Source organism: Streptococcus handemini (assembly GCF_040984445.1).
GTDB lineage: Bacteria > Bacillota > Bacilli > Lactobacillales > Streptococcaceae > Streptococcus > Streptococcus handemini.
The window spans coordinates 1-19426 of the sequence record NZ_JBFRYH010000043.1 but is presented as its reverse complement, the minus strand read 5'-3'; the positions used below and the strand labels follow the sequence as shown (position 1 = coordinate 19426).

Here is a 19426-nt window from a genome sequence, read left to right as displayed (position 1 = left end):
ACTTTGGGAGTCTATGGAAACGAGAAAATCAATCATTGTAGTCACCTCTATCTCTAGTTTACTACTTTGATTGATTTTGTCACTATGTATGTCGTTTTCTGAAAACTATCTTTTCTTCATGCGTTTGGCGTGGTCAAAATCAAAGCCATACAAGGTCGCAAAATAATCCTCTGGTTTTTCCGCCCGACGAATCATGCGTGCACTTCCGTCTTCTTGCAGCAAAATTTCTGCCGAACGTAGACGACCATTGTAGTTATAGCCCATAGAAAAACCGTGCGCACCCGCATCGTGAATGACCAAGGTATCTCCGACCTCAGCTTGTGCCAATTCCCGCTGAACGGCAAATTTATCATTATTTTCACACAAGGAACCAACTACATCTACCACTTCAAGCGGAGCATCTGGACGGCTGATATTGGTAATATGATGATAGGCTCCGTAGAAGGCGGGCCGCATGAGATTAGCTGCTGACGCATCGACACCAACATACGTGCGATAGGTTTTCTTGCGGTGGAGAACCTTGGTGACTAAATGACCGTGTGGTGCTAACATAAAGCGACCTAGCTCTGTATAGATTTTCACCTCACTCATACCAGCAGGTGTCAATACTTCCTCATAGACCTTGCGCACCCCTTCCCCAATCACTGCAATATCATTGGCTTCTTGTTCTGGGCGATAGTTGACACCAATTCCACCAGACAAGTTGATAAAGTCAAGAGTCACACCAGTTTTCTCACGAATTTCCAGCGCTAGTTCGAATAATTGTCTTGCCAAGGTTGGATAGTAATCATTGGTCACCGTATTAGAAGCCAAGAAGGCATGAAGACCAAATTCCTTGACCCCAAGTTCTTTCAATTCCCGATAGCCTTGCAGCAACTGCTCCTTAGTCATCCCAAATTTAGACTCTTCTGGATGATCCATGATATCTGTTCCCAATGAAAATACCCCACCAGGATTGTACCGGAGACAAACCACTTCGGGAATCCCTGCGACCTCTTTCAAGAAATCAATATGCTCATAGGCATCCAAGTTGATAATAGCTCCCACTTCTCTAGCGTAGACAAACTCTGAGCCTTGCGTGTCATTTGACGTAAACATGATATCTTTAAAGCCTAGCTTTTCACTCATCATCACTTCCACATCAGTCGCACAATCAACCCCGCAACCTTCTTCCTGCAATATTTTCAAAATAGCAGGTGTCGGAGTGGCCTTGACCGCAAAATACTCCTTAAAGCCCTTATTCCACGAAAAAGCCTGGTACAAGGCACGCGCCTTCTCACGAATCCCTTTCTCATCATACAAATGAAAGGGAGTTGGAAAGGCTTCTGTAATCACTTCTAGCGCTTCTTTACTGATAAATGGTTCTTTTGTCATTCCTCTACCTCGTCAAATTTTTTACTATTATACCACAAATAAAAAGAAACTCACCAAAATAAATGAGTTTCTTTTGAGATTAATCTCTTGAACCAAAGATTCGCAAAAGATTTAGGAAGAGATTAACAAAATCCAGATAGAGGGATAAGGCCATCGAAACGACCCAACCTTGACCAACTTCGCCATTAGTTTCTTCAAAAACATAACGAATCCGTTGGTTATCATAGGCAATCAATCCTGAGAAAATCAGTACAGAAATAATGGAAATTACAAAACTCATCCCAGAACTAGCAAGGAAAAAGTTCACCACACTTGCAATAATCACGCCAATCAAGGCAGCATAGAGAGCCTGCGCCATACCAGACAGATTTTTCTTGGTCGTCAAACCAAGAACGGCCATCGCCACAAACATCAAGGCAGCGGTCAGAAAAGCAGTTAAAACCGTCTCGCCTGTGTAAGCGAGTAGCACGATACTGAGGGTAAAACCGTTCATCACCGAATAAGCTAGAAACATCGGTAGGGCCATAGGACTATTTTGAGCTGCCATACGTGAAGCCACAAAGACAAGGGCAATTTCAGCCAGCATGATCAGCCAGATAGCAAATGAGCCTCCCAGCAATAAACGAAGTGTAAATCCTTGAAAAACTGTCAATGATAAGTAAGCAACTAAGGCAGATAATCCGATACCTGCTGCTACAAAGCCGTAGATTTTTCCAAAGAAACGATTTAAAGCAGCGTGATCCACTTGATTGATAATATATTGTTCTTGATTCATTTCATCCTCCTTTAAACTATCTAACGAATAGGAGCTCGTCGCTCTTTCCACATTTTTTGTAAGGGAAGTGTCGCTTCTCTTACTGCCCAATACTTGTCCACACAGGTCACAATCCAAGATTCTCTATAACGCGGTGGGGCAATGGTTGCGCCAAACATATGCTTGACAATAATATCTTCTTCGACCTTGTTGAGCTTAGTCAGTTTTTGTGCATTGCGCTTAGCAATTCGAGGATGTACCCAGGCATGGCTTTTCCGAAATTTAGTCTCGCGCCAATCATAATAGAATAAATCATGCAAGAGAGCTCCTCGAGCCGTTGATTTTGCATCCCAACCCAATTTTTTAGCAATCTTATAGCTGGTATAGGACACATGAATGGAATGCTCCAAGCGTGTCGAATAGTAATGATGAGGGATTGTAGCAAGCTTTTGTACCTTGGGCTTTTGGATTAAGTGTCCAACATAAGCCATGTACTCTTCATCTTCTGTATATACTGTCATCACATCACCTCGTTTTTCTATTATACCACAGTTTATTCTTCCTAGCTTAAATAAAGCTAAAGAGTAAAATACCTGCAGCTATAGCAACATTTAGACTTTCTGCTTGACCCGGCATCTGAATATGGACCAACTCATCTGCCTGCTCTTGCACCAATCTTGAAATACCTTGTCCTTCATTTCCCATAATGATTGCAAAAGAATCAGGCACTTGAATGGATTTGTAATCCACAGAATCTGCAGATAAGGTTGTGGCTAAGATACGTACTTTATTTGCTTTAAACTGTGCAAGAAGATTATCTATTGCCACACGATAAATAGGCAGATGGAAATGACTGCCTTGCATAGAACGTAGGGTTTTTAGACTATAAATATCTGCAGACTTATCTGAGATAAAAACGGCATCGTAGCCCGCGGCATCAGCCGTCCGAATCATGGTTCCGACATTGCCCGGATCCTGTACATCTTCTAAGACAAGGTATTTTCCTATCAATCGTTTAGGAAGAAGAGGCTTTTTTATAGCTAACTGAGCTACGATACCCTGCGGCGTTTGGCTCTCTGCCAAATCCTGTACTATCTCCGGACTGACAAGCGTTACTGGAAAAGAACCTGTTCCCTGATCCGCATAGTCTTCTAGGACAAACACTCTCTCAATCTCAGCCTTTGCCTTACGGGCCTCTTCAAATAAATGCCAGCCCTCAATCAAGTACGATTCTTTGCGGTATTTCTTCTGATGTAATTTTTTCGTTTCCTTTATCAAGCGATTAGACTTGGAGCGAATGACTTCCATATGATTCCCCATTTTCTTTCATTACCATCAATGATATAATAAAGTCAAGGTCTTGTCAAAAAGGAGAAATGTATGAAAAAAGTCAAAATGATTGCATCAGGTCGTGTACAAGGAGTTGGATTTCGCTGGGCTGTTCAATTTCTTGCAGGAGAAATCGGAGATATCTATGGCCGAGTCTGGAATAACGATGACGGAACTGTTACCATTCTTGCTCAATCAAACGATACTGCTAAACTCAGCCAATTTATCCATGAAATCCGAAAAGGCCCCTCTCGTATGGCAAAAGTAACCTATCTGGATGTCACCCTTACTCATTTTGAAGACTTTAGCGATTTTCAAGTAAAACAGTGGTATTAGACTTGTATATTTTCTCCAAAACAAGTAAAATAGAGTGTATCATGTAAAAAAGGAAACGAGAAAGTGAAAACATCAAAACGTATTGTATTATCTGGATTTGTCCTATTCATGCTCTTCTTCCTATCGGGCTGTGTAAAGACCAAAAACGGTGTACCGACTGGGGAAGGTTGGGTCTACAAATTCCTCGTTGAGCCAATGGGCAATGTCATCCAATTCTTCGCTGAAAATCAGGGACTAGGATTTGGCATTGCTATCATCGTCGTGACAATCTGTGTCCGCTTGCTCATCTTACCACTGGGTATTTACCAGTCTTGGAAAGCAACCTACCAGTCTGAGAAAATGCACTATCTCAAGCCTATCTTGGGTCCAATCCAAGAGCGGATGAAAAATGCAAGCTCACAGGAAGAACAGTTAGCTGCTCAACAAGAACTCTTTGCGACTCAAAAAGAATATGGTGTCAGCATGTTTGGTGGGATTGGTTGTCTACCAGTCCTTATCCAAATGCCGTTCTTCTCAGCTCTGTTCTATGCTGCACGCTATACGGAAGGAATTGCGGATGCTAGTTTCATGGGGATTGCCCTTGGAAAACCAAGTCTCATCCTTACTGCAGCAGCTGGAGTTCTCTACTACTTCCAATCTCTTCTCATGCAGGTCGGTGTCGATGAAGAACAAAAAAAACAGATGAAATCAATGATGTGGATAAACCCAATCATGATTACGTTCTTCTCTTGGAGGTCTCCTGCTGGAGTCACTCTTTACTGGGTTGTCGGTGGATTTATCGGAATTCTTCAACAAGTGATTACCAACTTCTTCCTCAAACCAAAATTACGCAGACAAATTGCAGAAGAATTTGAACAGAATCCTCCAAAGCCGCTTCACACAAGCACTCGTGTAAAAGATGTCACCCCAACAATGGATACAGCGATTACTACATCCTCTTCTAAAAAGAAAAATCGTAATGCTGGCAAACAACGTTCGAGATAAAAAAACTCTATTTCTTAGTATGAATTACCATACGCGGAAATAGAGTTTTTTCCATTTTATGAGTAATAGCGTGTTTATCCGCCCTTTTTAGAAAAACAGGAGAAGCAACTTTTATTTTGCTTTTTCAACTTTCAAAATCTTAATGTCATAGCTTCCAGCTGGTGTTTGGACTGTCACCACATCGCCTGTTTTCTTACCAATCAACGCTTGCCCAATTGGGCTTTCGTTAGAGACTTTATTGGCAAAGGCATCCGCTCCAGCAGCACCAACAATGGTGTACACTTCTTCGTCTGCTTCGCCCACCTCTTGGACGGTAACCATTTTTCCGATTGCAACCTCATCAGCCGCCACAGCATCGCTATTGACAATTTCTGCATAACGGATTTTCGTTTCAATCATGGAAATTTGACCTTCCACAAAGGCTTGCTCATCTTTTGCTGCTTCGTACTCAGAGTTTTCTGATAAATCTCCGTAGGAACGAGCAATCTTAATTCGTTCTACAATTTCAGGGCGACGAACTAATTTTAATTCTTCTAATTCTTGCTCCAATTTTTGTTTTTCTTCAATTGTCATTGGATAGGTTTTTTCTGCCATTTTCTGTTTTTTCCTTTTCTATTTCTTTGATGAAAACAAAATTATGCGGAAACCCACATAATTTTGTTCGAGCACGTGCTCTAATTGTTTAGTTTACTGTTGACATATTTTTCAACATTTTGTTCATGTTCTTCGCCTGTCTCTGCGAAATACACCGTTCCAGTTGTCACATCTGCGACAAAGTAATAGTAGCTGGTTTTGTTTGGCGCAAAAGTTGCTTCAATTGCAGCCTGACTCGGACTATCTACCGGACCAGGCATTAATCCTGTATTAGCATAAATATTGTAAGGGGAATTGATAGTTGTGTCAATTGTTGCATCTTCTTTTAGCGTTGTTTTTTCACCTAGCTTGCCCATCGCATATAAGATAGCGATATTGGACTGTAATGGCATTCCAGCGTTGAGTCGATTATAGAAAACCCCTGCGATAGCACGACGATCCGCATCAGTCGCTCCTTCTTTTTCAACGAGTGAGGCCAAGGTCAATAATTGATTGACATCCAGTCCTTTTGCCGCTAATTGGTCATAATAGGGTTGCAAACGAGCATCCATGGCTGCAATCATTTGCTCAACCAACCCTTCCATAGTAGTATCTGGCTTGTAATCGTACGTTGCTGGGAAGAGGTAGCCTTCCAGACGATAGATTGCTCCACTATCCGCTGCCGGCATGGTTGCTAGTAGCTTAGGATAGGTTGCTGCCATCTTCTTGATAAACTCTTCATTTTTAACAGTTGCTAAAAAGTCATCTGCTGTAAATGGTGTCTTTTCATCCTTGCTGTTTTTGTACACATTTTTAGTCACAGCTTGCGCAATCTGATTGATGGTTGAGCCTTCAACGACAAGGATTTTTCCAGAAATTGGGTCTTGTGCTGTCTCTGTCCCACCTTCTTGTAAGGCTTTTGCTAGCTCATCAACACTCATCGACTGATTCAAATTGTAAAATCCACTTTGGAAATTATTATAACTTTTTAGCTTCGCATAGTAGTTAAAAACTGTTGCATTTTTAATCAAGTTGCTCCCTTCCAGAATACGAGCAATTTCTTTGGTCGATGAACCCTCTGGAATCTCCACTTGGATATTTTCTGTCGCCTGTGCATTGACAGGTTCGAGACTGGATTTCAAATACATATATCCCGTTACAGACGTCACAACTAATAGCAGTAAAACCGTTGAGACAACTACTTTTACAATCCGTTTTGCGATGCTATCTTGTTTCTTGCGCTGACGATGACGGCGACGTGTCGTTGCTCCCCTATTCACCGTCGGTTGCTTAGGAGTTGAAGTAATAATAGTATCCTCCAATTCTGATTGTGAGACTTCTGTTTTTTGAAGTCTATCTCTTATCGAATGTTTATAAATAGCCCGCGTCTCTGTCAAATCTTCTGGCTCAGCAGGAGACTCGTCTAATACAACAACCGCAGTTGCTACTGGCACCTCATCAAAAGGCATACTTGAGCGCTGAGCTGTTTCGCTTGCTTGCTCAAGAGAGCCCTGATTCTCAGCTGGTGCTGCATGCTCATCTATTTCAGATGGAAAATGAACTTTTTCTGTTTTTTCCTGTTCAGCATCCTCTGAGAAGCGTGTTACCAGAGAACCAGATTCTCTATCAGCTACCAATGGTAATTTGATGCTCACTCGTGGTTGTGTCATCACTTGTTCAGAATGAACTTCCTCTATCTGATGTAAACTGTCATTCGCCCTCAAAGAACCTGTAGGTCTCTTTGAATCGGACTGACGTTTTATTTCTTCTAAATCACGCAAAATCTTGTCTCGAAAACTAGATGGCTGCGTGTCTTTTTCATGTGAATCGTTTGCCACAATAAAGCTCCTTTCAAACGGTTACAAGACATTATATCCTAAAATAAAGACAAAAGCAAGCACTGCAACGATATCATGGGCATTCCCAATACATATCGTACCAGACAGCTCCGCCAAACTGGGATTCAGACACGCCTAAATCTTCAAATTGGTACATCCCATAGTAGGAAAGCAAATAGTCTTTACAGGTTAGGCTAATACCTTTATAACCTACTTGCACAGCAATATCTTTGATAGCTGCTAGTAAAAGCGTTCCTACTCCTTGTCCTTTATAGTTTTCTGCAACCGAAAGGCTCACGATAGCTAGATGAGAACAGGAGGCTTCCACTTTTTTCTTTCGCTCAAATAAATCATCTGTCACAGTGGCCTGTACTGTCGGAAGTGCTAAGAGATAGCCTGCTACATTTCCATCATCTTCCATAACAAGACAGGTCATGTTCTCCCGCTCCAGATAATATCCTAAGACGTCTTTTGTAATCTGTTCTTCTAGACTAAAATTAGCCTGTTCAATCTGATGAACCTGCTCTAGATCTGCTAATCGTGCATGTTGAATCTGCATCCCTTCTCCTTGTATACATAATACCTACCATTTCTACCCGTCAAGACGAATAAAAAGGAAGAGGTTGAGTACTAGGTCTCAGCCTCTATGTTTTATTGAACGTTATTGGATAGATTAGATAACAGACGTTCAAATGAATATTCGTAAGACTGAATGTCTCCTGCTCCCATAAAGACATAGACTGCATTGTCATGGTCTAAGAGCGGCGAAGTATTTTCAACTGTTACGATCCCACCTTTTTTATTGATTTTTTCTGCCAAATCTTCTACTTTCACTTGACCATTATCTGTTTCTCGGGCCGAACCGTAAATCGGCGCTAGGTAGACAGCATCTGCCTCGCTCAAGGCAAGAGCAAATTCGTCCAACAGGGCAATGGTACGTGTAAAAGTGTGTGGTTGGAAAATGGCAACTATTTCTTTACTTGGGTATTTTTGGCGAGCCGCATCAAGCGTTGCAATGATTTCTGTCGGATGATGGGCAAAGTCATCAATAATCACAGTGTTATTGACCATCTTTTCTGTAAAGCGGCGTTTTACTCCACCAAAGGTTTTCAAGTGTTCTGCCACCAAGTCCAAGTCAAAACCTGCGATAAAGAGATTCGCAATCACAGCTGTTGCATTCAACACATTGTGACGACCAAAGGTTGGAATCTGAAACTGTCCTAGTTCTTTTCCGGCATGACGCACCTTGAATTGTGAACCAGTCGTTGAGGGTTGTAAATCGTAGGCTACAAAATCATTGTCCTCATTGAAACCATAGTAATAAACCGGTGCAGTCGCTGTAATACGACGAAGTTGCTCATCCTCACCATACACAAACAAGCCTTTTTGCACTTGCTTTGCGTAATCATCAAAGGCCTGGAAAACATCCTCTAAGCTGGTAAAGTAATCAGGATGGTCAAAGTCAATGTTTGTAATGATACTGTATTCTGGATGATACGGCATGAAATGGCGTTCGTATTCGTCTGACTCAAAGACAAAGTATTGAGCATTTTCTGAACCGCGACCAGTTCCATCTCCAATCAAATAACTGGTATCTGTGATATTACGCATAACATGCGCCAAGAGACCAGTTGTAGAAGTTTTTCCATGCGCTCCTGCCACTCCAAAGCTGATAAAATTCCGCATGAATTGCCCTAAAAACTCATGATACCGTTTATAGGAGAATCCTTGTGCATCTGCATAGGCAATCTCTACATTATTATCTGGGCGAAAGGCATTTCCAGCAATGAGTTCAACATCCGCTGTTATATTTTCCTCACTAAATGGCAAGATCTCAATCCCTGCTTGTTCCAGACCCCGTTGGGTAAAATAATACTTTTCAACATCGCTTCCTTGAACCTTATGTCCCATTTGATGTAAGAGTAGAGCCAAGGCACTCATTCCTGAGCCTTTGATTCCAATAAAATGATAGGTTTTTGTCATTCCAATCCTTCTTCCATGTGTGTTAGGTTTAGTTCTTGTGCCAATTGACGTTCCCGATTGGCGATACGCTCTGGGTAATTGTAGACCTGGCTTTTCTTTAAAAAGTCATACGAATTTTTGGCAACTGGTCGCTCTTGGCCTCTTTCTTCTTTTTTCAGAGGATAGACAGCAGGCATATCTGCTAAAATGTAGTCCGTCTGCCGTAAGCGATTGGCTAATTCTGTCAAATGGGGCACTTTTTTTTCAACCAAAGGCGCTGTCACCTGTTGTTTTGCTGGTTTAACTGGATGTGGCTTGTCTTGATGAAGATAAGAAGCTGAACGTTTTTTCTTTAAATCCTCACGAGCCATTTCACGCGCCAACTGGCCTTGTGTTTTAATTGTTGCTTTTGAAACAGGTTTTTGGTAGCGTTCTTTGCGAGAGTAATGGCTCGGTTTAACTTCAAACGCTGGCGCTTCCATCCCACGCTCAACTCGATTCCTAGGAGCCGGTTGACTATTTGATTCTTGCCAAAAATCCCTTTCCTGATAAGGCCCTCTAATATTGCTAATGAGATCTCCTTCATCGTACAATTTCATTTCAGGATTTTCCACCACTATTAGCTCATCGTCAGCTACTAGCGGAAATCTTGTCTGCATTCTTACCATAAGCTCTTCCTTTCAATCGATTATTATACCATACCTTCCAGTCTTTGACTATCTTTTTCCCTTTTCGGCTGCAGGGTCTACCTCTGACCCTCTTTTTTTTACCAAAGAGTTGCACCCCACAACAGCTGAAAATTCTATTCAACAGTTCTCATGCTCTTTTCTATTGGACGATTCCTAAAATCTCTCTGATATCGTCTACAGTCATGCTCGCGCGACTTTCATTACCATCTAAGACAGTGGTTACAAGATTCTTCTTACTTTCTTGTAGGGCCTGAATTTTTTCTTCAATTGTGCCACGTGTAATCAGACGATAGCATTCCACTTTTTCAGTTTGACCCATGCGGTGGGCACGGCTAATAGCTTGAGCTTCAACAGCTGGATTCCACCATAGATCCACTAGAATCACGCTATCTGCTCCGGTTAAGTTCAATCCAACACCACCCGCTTTAAGCGAAATGAGAAAGATATCACGACTTCCTGCATTAAAAGCGGTTGTCATTTCCTGACGAAGATGAGCTGGGGTTGAACCCGTCAATTTATAACTGGTCAAGCCAAGTTCTGCCACCTCTTGCTCAATCCTATCCAGCATATTCCTAAACTGTGAGAAAATCAAGACACGGTGATTGCCTTCTTTGAGTTGACGGAGCAATTCCTTTAAGCTATCGAGTTTGCCACTTTCCCCCTGGTAATCGTCCATAAAGAGACTAGGGGTATCACAGATTTGGCGAAGTCTGGTAATTCCGGCTAGAATTTCGATTTTTTTCTGCTGAATCTCCTCATCACTCGCACTGACAATTCGAGATTGCATCTGTTTTAGCTGGGCAAGATATACGACTTTCTGCTCATCCGTTAGCTCATTTAGAACGTTCACTTCTAGCAAGTCTGGCAATTCGAGCAAGACATCTTCTTTTTTCCGTCTGAGGGTAAACGGCTTAATCAAGCGCGCAACTTCTGTTGCTGAGAGTTTGGTAAATTCCATTTTTCCTGGTAATAATCCTGGTAATACGATTTGAAAAATAGACCATAATTCTGACAAATGATTCTCAATCGGCGTCCCTGATAGGGCAAAACAATTTCCGACTTCAAAATTGCGCAAGAGCTGTGCGATTTTGCTCTGAGCGTTTTTCATGACCTGCGCCTCATCCAAGATGAGATAATCGTAGCGAATCCCTTGATATAATTCGATATCTTGTCGGAAAGAATGGTAACTCGTAATCACAATCTGATGTCCTGCACGAATCTGTTCTTCTCTTTTTTCCTTTGTACCATAGGCTACGGTGACATCTAATTCAGGCGCGAACGTCTGGAACTCGCTTTGCCAATTGTAAATCAAGCTTGACGGAGCTAGAATCAGCACCTTGCTATCTTCTTTCAGATGATTAGTTAAAAAAGCAATAGTCTGCAAGGTCTTTCCCAAGCCCATATCATCGGCTAAAATGCCACCAAAGCCATGATAATCCAACATAGACATCCATTTGACACCTAACTGCTGGTATTCACGTAAAGAAGCATTTTGCTGCAATCCAGGTACAGAAAACGATTCTGGATGAGCTAAATCATAGGCTAATTTCTGAAAGTCTTTTGAAAATTGAACACCGGATTGATCTCCCCATACCTGTGCTAATTGATAAGAGGCAAAACGATTTACTGCCACATGCCCCGCTGATTGGTGGCGGGCACGCAATTCCTGCAAGGTTCGACTAATCTTTTTCGTTTCTTCATCAAAGATGACTACTTTTCCAGTCTGACTAGTAAAATGCGTTGCATCTTCTAACAAGGCGATTACGACTTGATCGATTTCTGCTTCTTCTATCCCAGCAAAATCAAAGGAAACATCCAGTAATGAACCACCCGTTGCAACTGTAATCTGTGGCTTCGTCTCAATGAGACGCTTCTCCAAGTCCCTTGATAACCGTACTTGACCCAAGTCTCTCAACTTGACGACGGTCTGGCTGAAAAATCTGTACCATTCTTCTCCAGTTAATCGTGGATGACGAGCAGTAAACCGTCCGCTGAAACCAGCCTCTTGGATTGCTTGTTCGACCTTTTCCAGATGCTGAAAATGATAAGAAAAGGGGAGAGACTGTAATTCTAGTAACGTCCTAACTTGTCTTTGCTCAAATGCAAGAATCAATTGTAGCAATATATCTCCTTCATCTTGCAGAGACAACTCAAATATTGGTTTAAAATCACGAATGATGAAGCGCTTAGGAGCCTTGACCTTCCCAATCAATTGCAATTCTAAGAGACTAAGAGCCAATCGTTCCTGGTCTTGAAAATCAAATTGGATTGATTTCATTCCTGTCTCATCTGCCTGCACTGCTTTGAGGGAAGCCATAATCTGCTCTTGCTTACGATCTACCTGATATAGACGATTTTCTACCAAGAGGTAGCGACCATTAAAGAGTTCTCTAAACGACTTCTCTCTAAGCTGCAATTCAATCATATACTGATGAACTTCAACTTTAAAACAGTACAGTTCAGCTGTTTGCTCAAAGTCTAGCAAATGCAGTTCAGAATAGCTTGTCATATCGTGCTGAAATGCAAAAGATCCCAACTGCATAAAGAGTTCAAGCCCTTCTTCAAAACAAGCTAATGGTAGGCGCAGATGGCGACCATAATGGAATAACATATCCAAATCACCCACTTTTTTATCTGGAATAAGTCGCCATAAAAACTCTAATACATCTTGACTTGCCGCATCAAACTGTTGAAAAACAAGAGGTTCATAGTAATTTTTACCAATTTGGTAGTATCCTCCCTTTTTCACAGCCTGTAAAAATGCTCCAATATCACGAATCACATAGCTCCGTTGATCTGGCAAGCGTTCAATTTTCAAGCTCCAATCGATATTGCTATCAAAGAGGAGTAGCTGACCTTCTATTGCTAGCCGATAGTGAACAGTTCCCCCTTGATCCAAAGCCAGCAAATCATCTAAAAATAAGCCACCAAAATAGGTTCTGCGCACTGTTTCTTCGTGATTTTCTTCATCCGCAGAAAGCTGTTCTTCTAGGAGTTTTCCTTCAGTATCATTTTTTAAAAAATATTCGGCGGCTGCCAAGTGCTGACAATAGCCCTTTTGCGAAAACAGGTGACAACTGCAAGAAAGTTGCGTCTCATCTAGGGTATAGTAAAAATCCTCTTCTGCAATGTGCAAAAAGAGTTGTCTATCTTCTACCTGTTTTACCTCTACTTGTCCTGTTTCATAGAGCAAGATTCCTTCTTGACGAATCCGTCCCGGCATCAATCGACCCATATAAACTCCTTTATCTTATCCTTTCATTATAGCATACTTCCCCATTACATTAAAGGAGGTACATCTTTTTTGATTCCCATTTCGTTTTGCGTGTACAAGCCAAATGAATCCGCTACTAGCATCAATTTATAAAAAGAGGGAGTGGAAAAACTCGAAACCACCCCTCTCTAGTTTCTAAGCTCAGACTAAATAATCCAGTGGATTATTTTGCTCCCACTCCCGCACAGTTGATTAAGTCATCTTTGGAGTTTAAAAAGCGAACAAAGATGGCAATCAACTATTGCGTTAATCTGTTTTTGCTAATTCTGATAATAGAGGCTGGACTTTCTGCCCAGCCTCGTTTCGTTTCCTTTTTTGTTACTACTTTTGCAGTCTATCTATCATTCTTCTTTTTCCGCATCGCTCGATAATAGCGCGTATCTTGAATAATTTTTTTCGAATAGAGGGCAATCACTTTCCCATAAAGGAAAAAGAGACCGCTATACACTCCTGCGAGAATCAGACAAAGCCCTTCCATCTTTCCCAAAAGAGCCTTGAGCGTACTAGCAAGAAGAACTAGCAACAATAGAGCAATGAGTAAAAGATAAAGGTAAGCAAGTAAACTCAGCCAATACCGCCATGAGAATGGCGCATAGGTAGCTGCATTGTAATTCAACCATTTTTTAGCATAATGAACAAAGCCATAGCTGATTGTGAAAAAAATCAAGTACTGCAAAAGTTTTCTCCTTTTTACTTGCGCTTACGAGCAATCAGGTGAATCGGTGTTCCTTCAAAGACGAAAGCTTTACGAATCTGATTTTCAAGGAATCGGAGATAAGAGAAATGCATCAGCTCTTCTTCATTGACAAAAATGACAAAGGTAGGTGGCTTGGTTGCCACTTGAGTTGCATAAAAAATCTTGAGACGTTTGCCCTTGTCAGTTGGTGTTGGATTGATGGCAATGGCATCCATGATGACATCGTTCAAGACTGCAGACGGAATCCGTGTCTGTTGACTTTCACTAATTTGCTTAATCATAGCTGGCAACTTATGAAGGCGTTGCTTGGTAAGAGCTGACACAAAGATAATCGGTGCGTAAGAGAGATACTGGAATTGGTCTCTGATATCCGCTTCCCAATTCTGCATGGTCTTATTGTCTTTTTCAAGGGTGTCCCATTTATTGACAACGATGATGATTCCTTTTCCTGCTTCATGAGCAAAGCCTGCAATCCGCTTGTCATACTCACGAATTCCTTCTTCGGCATTTAAGACCATGAGAACAACATCTGAGCGGTCAATGGCACGCATAGCGCGCATGACAGAATATTTCTCTGTATTCTCATAGATTTTCCCAGATTTGCGCATACCAGCTGTGTCAATCATGGTAAATTCTTGACCTTCGCTATCCGTAAAGACCGTATCAATCGCGTCGCGAGTCGTTCCTGCAACGGGACTGGCAATCACGCGCTCTTCTCCCAAAATCGCGTTAATCAGGCTTGATTTTCCAACATTTGGACGACCAATCAAGCTGAACTTGATCATATCTGGATTTTCTTCTTCGACCTCTGCTGGGAGATTTTCCACAATGGCATCAAGCACATCCCCTGTACCAATCCCGTGAACCGATGATACTGGATAAGGATCTCCTAAGCCCAAGGCATAGAAATCATAAATATCGCTACGCATTTCAGGATTGTCGACCTTGTTCACTGCTAAGATAACAGGCTTATTGGTCTTATAAAGGATTTTTGCAACATATTCATCCGCATCTGTCACACCTTCTTTTCCAGATACAACAAAGACGATGACATCCGCCTCACTCATGGCAATTTCGGCCTGATGCTTGATTTGTTCCATAAAAGGTGCATCGACATCATCGATTCCCCCTGTGTCAATGATGCTGAAATGACGGTTGAGCCATTCAGCCGTTGCGTAAATTCGGTCACGAGTAACACCTTCTACATCTTCTACGATGGAAATGCGTTCACCAGCAATTCGATTAAATAATGTTGATTTTCCAACGTTGGGGCGCCCCACGATGGCAATAGTTGGTAGAGCCATTGCTCCTCCTTTTCTACAATAAGTGTTTTTCTTTCAAAAGTGTTTTCGTGCTTGCCTGTTCTGCTTGACCAAACTGAGCGACCAGACGTTCTGACCAGGTTTCTTTCTGTCTAGCTCCTGCATAGTCTGATTGAACTTGATCATAAGCAATAATCGTATCTAGGCCCTGTTCCTTGTATTCTTCCTGAAAGACAATGGTGTCATGAGGTAGGCGCGGTTTAACAGGAAAATGTTGATTCGGTTTTCCCAAAGCAATACAGAAAATGGGATAAGTGTAGTCGGGTAGCTTAAAGAGAGCTGCTACCTCACACGCTACGTGGCGAATCATCCCAATAAATACACCTCCGTAGCCTAAACTTTCAGCTGCTAGGAGCGTGTTTTGCCCAGCTAGTGCCGCATCAACCGATGAAATCAAGAGATTTTCTGGTCCTTTCGCATCAAAATCAGATTGATGCAATTCAGCTGCCTTACTAGCACGGTGATGATCTCCTACAAAGAGCAAAATCGTATCTGCCTGTAAAATCGCAGGCTGAGGAGTCAGAGCGTGAAGTGCTTCTTTTTTCTCGTTTGAGCGGACAACAATAATGGAATACGACTGAAAATTCTTCCAAGTCGAAGCTGCACGTCCTGCACTGATGATTGCTTGTAAATGCTCTTCTGAAATGGCCTCTTCCGTAAATCGACGAACAGAACTGTGGGATAACATCAAATCAATGGTTTCATTCATCTGCGGTTCACTCCTCCTAGTTGTAATTCAGTTGCTAAGAATCGAATGCGCTCCATTACACGCTTGGCCTGCCAGGTTTCATCACCTGATCGACCTGCTGCAAAATGACGCTCTAAATCTGCAAAGGAAAAATTTGAGGTGAAAAAGGTCGGTAAATTTTCCTGCATACGGTGTTGCAAGATGACCTGTAAAACATCATCACGCACCCAAGAGCTATGTTGCTCTGCACCAATATCGTCCAAGACCAAGACTTGAGCCGTCTTAATCGCATCGATTTTTTCCTTGACTAGACCTTCTCCAATGGCATTTTTTATTTCCACGACAAAGGTTGGGTAATGCAACATAGTAGTCGATAGTTGATGAGTTTTTGATAAGAGATTAGCTAAAAAGGCCATCAAATAGCTTTTCCCAACCCCAAAATTCCCATAAAGATACAAACCTTTCGTGTTTTGTCCGACCTGTTTGACAAATTCAGTAATGGCTTTCATGACCTCAACTCGATTTTCATCATTGCGATCGACATCTGCAATCGTAATATTTTTCAAACTAGCTGGAAGATTGATGAGTTGAATGCGATTTTTAACCGCCTCTGCCTTGCGATATTCCACTAATTCTGGCGTTTCCAAATACGAAACATCTGCATAGCCTGCATTCATCACAAGAACAGGTTGGTACCCCACTGCAACATAGGAAGCATCTTTCCGCAGAAATTTATCACGCTCTGTCACATATTCAAAGAATTTTGAAATGGACCGCGTCACTACATCGTCTGATAACTGGTGCTGACGGATAAAATCAGCTACTTCCTTATCCTGGACAATCTCCTGATAGAGTTCTTGGTAAGATTTTCTCCTCGATCCAGCGCCCTGCGGTACCTTGTCTTGAACAGCTTTCATCTATCCCTCTCCTTTCGTTTCCATAGCCTCTAATTCACGGTAGAGTGCGGCCAATTCTGCCTGTCCTTGCTCAGTCTGCTCTGTTTTCACTTCTTGCTTGCTCCATTCAGGCACATTGCTTTTTTTAGCAGGAGTCTCCTGTTTCTTCCGCCCTTGTCCCTTGCTATCTCGTAAATGCTGGACAGCCTGCTCTGCGCTCCTAATCTGCTTGTAGGAAAAATCATTCCCCAATTTCAAGGCATAGGCTTCCTGTAAATTGGCTGAATCAACCTTATTAAAGGTATAGAGAACAATTACATTGATGACCTCATCCAGTAAGCCCAAGTCAATCAATTGTTGCAAGCACTTGCGCTCTGACATCGTTACTGTCGCATGACGTGTCTCTTTTAAGAGCGTTAAAAATTCAAGAGCTGTTTTTGCACGACTCTCTCGAACAATGGCTTGTTCCTGCTTAGTTAAACTCGTTGTAACAACTGATTTTGCTTCAACCTTTTGTTCCATCCGCTTGATACTAATCACCTGACCATTTGCAGTTTCTTTTGCAATCGTATAGGCCTGCATCCAATCCCAACTATTTTTTTCTGCCAAATGGTACAAGGCAATGACATCATCTCTTTCATCTTGAAAACGCAGTTGGTCACGCCCCATCATGGTTTTGAAAGCCTGTAAGTCAAAAACGGTAGCTTGGGCTGGTTGGAGGGGAATATCTCCTGTCATACTAAAGACATCTGAAAATGATTTGGTCACTTCCGTGTCCGATACTGGTTTAGAAACGATGAGTTCTTCAACCGCTGGCTCACCAATTTTCTTAGCCAACAATTTTTGATACAAGGGATTGCGAAGAAAATCTTCTTTGGCTAACGGTTCTGCCAAACGAAACACATAGCTATCACCCTTCTGATAAATGGCTAACAGTTGCATTGCTCCAAGGACATCTAATGCCTGTTCCAAATGAGGAAGTCCCATGTTTACCTGATTTAGAATGCGGCTAAGTGAGTATTTGCCTGTACCATTGTCATAACCTGCCCACAAAAATTGATAGACTGCCGCTGCTTCTAAGCCAATAATCGGTTGATAGCAGAGAACAAAGCTCAGCCAATTCGGACTCACCATATTTTTTCGTATGTAAGAATAGAGATCATTTGGTTTCATGCTTTGTCCTATCTTTTGGTCTTACTACCCTTTGTAATTTGTTTGAGCAAGTTTTCTAGTTCACCAACATCCTTAAAGGAACGATAGACAGAAGCGAACCGAACATAGGTAATCTCATCCAATTCAACTAATTCTTCCATGACCAGATTCCCAATCAAATCACTCTCAACTTCGCTATCACTATGGGCACGCACCTTTTGTTCAATTCGGCTAACAACCTCTTCAATTTCACTACTGGATACTGGTCGTTTTTGGGCAGAACGAATAATCCCGTTAAAAATTTTCTCACGGGAAAATTGTTCACGGGTGCCGTCCTTTTTCACGACAACCAAGGTTTTTTCTTCGACTCGCTCATAAGTGGTAAAGCGATAACCACACTGCTCACATTCTCTTCTGCGGCGAATGGTATTACCATCTTCTGCCTGACGACTATCCACAACGCTTGATTTTATACTGGTACATTTCGGGCAACGCATGCTACTTCTCCCATTTTATCATTATCACTTCATTGTACCATATTTCATAGGATAATAAAAGAGAGCAAGCCATGACTTCACGACAAACGCATGAAACGGTCTTCGGCTTTTTTCTACCTCAAACACTTTTTTGATTTAAAGTAATCGTTTTAAATACTGGTCAAAGGATAGACTAAGGACATATTTCTTACGACGCATGCTCATTTTCTTTCCAAAATCCAACCGTTTTAGGACAGCTAGGCAGAATTTGTCCATCACATTCAAATTAAACGCTAACTGCTTGTTCAAAGTTTTATTCGCATCTTCTCGAAAAACAATATCTAATAACCAATGCATACTCTCTATCTGCCAATGACCTCGAACGCACTGAGCAACTGTTTCTATAGTCTTCTTAAAGCTAATGATAAAATAACGGACTTCCTCTATTAGCTCACCATCTTTATCCAACGTATTCTTCGTCATGCCAATGCCACGTAACTTGTGCCATTTAGGATGGCGTTCAGATAACCATTTCACATCATATGAAACCCAATAATCACGGACTTCAATTTGTCCATGTGCCTTCTCAACGGTTTGATAATGTTGGTCTTTCTTAGCCAACTGATCCAGTAACTTAGCATCACTAAAGTAAAGGCTAATATCCTCATAAAGAGTCCCTTGATTGCCCTTTACAGCAAGACAATAATCTCCCCTACCCTTAATGATTTCATCCACTATCTCCGTCTGTGTTCCCATCGCATCTATAGTCACAATCCCTTGTCTAATATCAATAAGCCGTAGCAAGCGTGGAATAGCCGTAATTTCATTGCTTTTCTCTTCAACAGCAACCTGACCTAGACTAATGCGATTTCCACCATCATAAGCCGTTACAATATGATTTGGACGCTGCGTTTTATTGCCATTTCCTCGCATGGTCTTACCATCAATAGCTATAAAGCGTTCAATCGTAGCACTTTCAGGATTCTGATTAAAGTCAATTTTTAAGTCAGTTAAAACTTGAGGATCCACCATACTCACTACACGCTCTAAAGTATCATGAGATGGACAACCATCACTCAAAT

General features: G+C 41.7%; 19 protein-coding genes. 2 read left to right on the top strand and 17 right to left on the bottom strand.

Features of this window, described 5'->3' with window-relative positions; translation table 11 throughout:
• Positions 1 to 105 precede the first annotated feature (105 nt).
• The 4 genes from ABPH35_RS07460 to ABPH35_RS07445 form a co-directional block, all read right to left on the bottom strand.
• Entirely contained in the window at positions 106 to 1374 is a 1269-nt protein-coding gene (locus tag ABPH35_RS07460) for a diaminopimelate decarboxylase (protein ID WP_349989158.1), read from the bottom strand.
• Between the two features lie 79 nt (positions 1375 to 1453).
• Positions 1454 to 2149, bottom strand: coding sequence for a Bax inhibitor-1/YccA family protein (locus ABPH35_RS07455; protein ID WP_349989157.1), 696 nt, complete (start codon positions 2147 to 2149; stop codon positions 1454 to 1456).
• 20 nt (positions 2150 to 2169) lie between these two features.
• Positions 2170 to 2649, bottom strand: coding sequence for an HD domain-containing protein (locus tag ABPH35_RS07450; RefSeq protein WP_349989156.1), 480 nt, complete (start codon positions 2647 to 2649; stop codon positions 2170 to 2172).
• A gap of 46 nt (positions 2650 to 2695) precedes the next feature.
• Positions 2696 to 3436: a TrmH family RNA methyltransferase gene (locus tag ABPH35_RS07445; RefSeq protein WP_349989154.1), complete on the bottom strand. Its 741-nt coding sequence runs from the start codon at positions 3434 to 3436 to the stop codon at positions 2696 to 2698.
• 72 nt (positions 3437 to 3508) lie between these two features.
• Here ABPH35_RS07445 and ABPH35_RS07440 point away from each other — a divergent pair, with 72 nt between their 5' ends.
• Complete coding sequence (locus tag ABPH35_RS07440) at positions 3509 to 3793, top strand: acylphosphatase (RefSeq protein ID WP_349989153.1); 285 nt, start codon at positions 3509 to 3511, stop codon at positions 3791 to 3793.
• 63 nt (positions 3794 to 3856) lie between these two features.
• Positions 3857 to 4777 (top strand): membrane protein insertase YidC, encoded by a 921-nt coding sequence (yidC, locus tag ABPH35_RS07435; protein ID WP_349989152.1) that lies wholly within the window; start codon positions 3857 to 3859, stop codon positions 4775 to 4777.
• Positions 4778 to 4888: 111 nt separating this feature from the next.
• On the opposite strand, the gene greA is transcribed toward yidC, so the two are convergent.
• From greA to ABPH35_RS07370, 13 genes are all read right to left on the bottom strand, one after another.
• Positions 4889 to 5371, bottom strand: a complete 483-nt coding sequence (greA, locus tag ABPH35_RS07430) for a transcription elongation factor GreA (protein WP_349989151.1) — start codon at positions 5369 to 5371, stop codon at positions 4889 to 4891.
• Between the two features lie 80 nt (positions 5372 to 5451).
• Positions 5452 to 7188: an endolytic transglycosylase MltG gene (mltG, locus tag ABPH35_RS07425; protein WP_349989150.1), complete on the bottom strand. Its 1737-nt coding sequence runs from the start codon at positions 7186 to 7188 to the stop codon at positions 5452 to 5454.
• A gap of 73 nt (positions 7189 to 7261) precedes the next feature.
• A complete protein-coding gene (locus tag ABPH35_RS07420) occupies positions 7262 to 7747 on the bottom strand; it encodes a GNAT family N-acetyltransferase (RefSeq protein ID WP_349989149.1) in 486 nt (161 codons plus the stop codon).
• Between the two features lie 92 nt (positions 7748 to 7839).
• Positions 7840 to 9171, bottom strand: a complete 1332-nt coding sequence (gene murC / locus ABPH35_RS07415) for a UDP-N-acetylmuramate--L-alanine ligase (protein ID WP_349989148.1) — start codon at positions 9169 to 9171, stop codon at positions 7840 to 7842.
• Positions 9168 to 9818, bottom strand: a complete 651-nt coding sequence (locus ABPH35_RS07410) for a hypothetical protein (RefSeq protein WP_349989147.1) — start codon at positions 9816 to 9818, stop codon at positions 9168 to 9170. Before ABPH35_RS07410 ends, murC begins: the two co-directional genes overlap by 4 nt.
• Positions 9819 to 9978: 160 nt before the next feature.
• Positions 9979 to 13074 (bottom strand): DEAD/DEAH box helicase, encoded by a 3096-nt coding sequence (locus tag ABPH35_RS07405; protein WP_349989146.1) that lies wholly within the window; start codon positions 13072 to 13074, stop codon positions 9979 to 9981.
• A gap of 373 nt (positions 13075 to 13447) precedes the next feature.
• Positions 13448 to 13789 (bottom strand): hypothetical protein, encoded by a 342-nt coding sequence (locus ABPH35_RS07400; protein ID WP_349989145.1) that lies wholly within the window; start codon positions 13787 to 13789, stop codon positions 13448 to 13450.
• Between the two features lie 14 nt (positions 13790 to 13803).
• A complete protein-coding gene (gene der, locus ABPH35_RS07395; RefSeq protein ID WP_349989144.1) occupies positions 13804 to 15114 on the bottom strand; it encodes a ribosome biogenesis GTPase Der in 1311 nt (436 codons plus the stop codon).
• 13 nt (positions 15115 to 15127) lie between these two features.
• Entirely contained in the window at positions 15128 to 15841 is a 714-nt protein-coding gene (locus ABPH35_RS07390) for an NADPH-dependent oxidoreductase (RefSeq protein ID WP_349989143.1), read from the bottom strand.
• A complete protein-coding gene (gene dnaI / locus ABPH35_RS07385; protein ID WP_349989142.1) occupies positions 15838 to 16737 on the bottom strand; it encodes a primosomal protein DnaI in 900 nt (299 codons plus the stop codon). The genes ABPH35_RS07390 and dnaI overlap by 4 nt, the downstream gene beginning before the upstream one ends.
• The gene (locus ABPH35_RS07380; protein ID WP_349989141.1) at positions 16738 to 17889 is read right to left on the bottom strand and encodes a replication initiation and membrane attachment family protein; all 1152 of its coding nucleotides are present in this window, start codon (positions 17887 to 17889) and stop codon (positions 16738 to 16740) included. It abuts the gene before it with no gap.
• 8 nt (positions 17890 to 17897) lie between these two features.
• On the bottom strand, positions 17898 to 18365 hold the full coding sequence (gene nrdR / locus ABPH35_RS07375) for a transcriptional regulator NrdR (protein ID WP_349989140.1): 468 nt from the start codon (positions 18363 to 18365) through the stop codon (positions 17898 to 17900).
• Positions 18366 to 18500: 135 nt separating this feature from the next.
• A partial coding sequence (locus tag ABPH35_RS07370) for an ISAs1 family transposase (protein ID WP_368849694.1) occupies positions 18501 to 19426 on the bottom strand: 926 nt, incomplete at its 5' end.